The 462-nt window shown below is 53.9% G+C and carries 3 tRNA genes and 1 rRNA gene; all 4 read left to right on the forward strand.

What is annotated here, in order from left to right:
- The first annotated feature begins 45 nt into the window (after positions 1–45).
- The 4 genes from rrf to TEPIDINF_RS14785 all read left to right on the forward strand — a co-directional run bounded on the left by rrf (position 46) and on the right by TEPIDINF_RS14785 (position 411).
- Positions 46–162: ribosomal RNA gene (rrf, locus tag TEPIDINF_RS14770) — 5S ribosomal RNA — on the forward strand.
- Positions 163–169: 7 nt separating this feature from the next.
- Positions 170–245: transfer RNA gene (locus tag TEPIDINF_RS14775), tRNA-Asn, on the forward strand.
- Between the two features lies 1 nt (position 246).
- Positions 247–322, forward strand: a tRNA-Thr gene (locus TEPIDINF_RS14780).
- A 14-nt stretch (positions 323–336) separates the two neighbouring features.
- Positions 337–411: transfer RNA gene (locus TEPIDINF_RS14785), tRNA-Glu, on the forward strand.
- The last annotated feature ends 51 nt before the right edge of the window (positions 412–462 follow it).

Genomic DNA, 462 nt, shown 5'->3' on the forward strand with positions numbered 1-462 from the left:
CCGTCACGTCCATGTGACAACGTCGAACGACTTGCATCCTGCAAGCCTGGTGATGACGGCGGAGGGGATACACTCGTTCCCATCCCGAACACGACCGTTAAGCCCTCCAGCGCCGATGGTACTTGGATCGAAGGATCCTGGGAGAGTAGGACGTTGCCAGGCATAATGTTCCTCGTTAGCTCAGTTGGTAGAGCACTCGGCTGTTAACCGAGTTGTCGCAGGTTCGAGTCCTGCACGAGGAGCCATGCTCCCATAGCTCAGTAGGTAGAGTGCTTCCATGGTAAGGAAGAGGTCACCAGTTCGATCCTGGTTGGGAGCTCCATTTTGATTAAAAGTGGCCCGTTGGTCAAGTGGTTAAGACACCGCCCTTTCACGGCGGTAACAGGGGTTCGAATCCCCTACGGGTCACCACAAAAAGAAGACAGAGGTAAGAGATCAGAGGTCAGAGAGAAAGAAAGGACT

This window comes from Tepidibacillus infernus, from assembly GCF_048898065.1.
GTDB lineage: Bacteria > Bacillota > Bacilli > Tepidibacillales > Tepidibacillaceae > Tepidibacillus_B > Tepidibacillus_B infernus.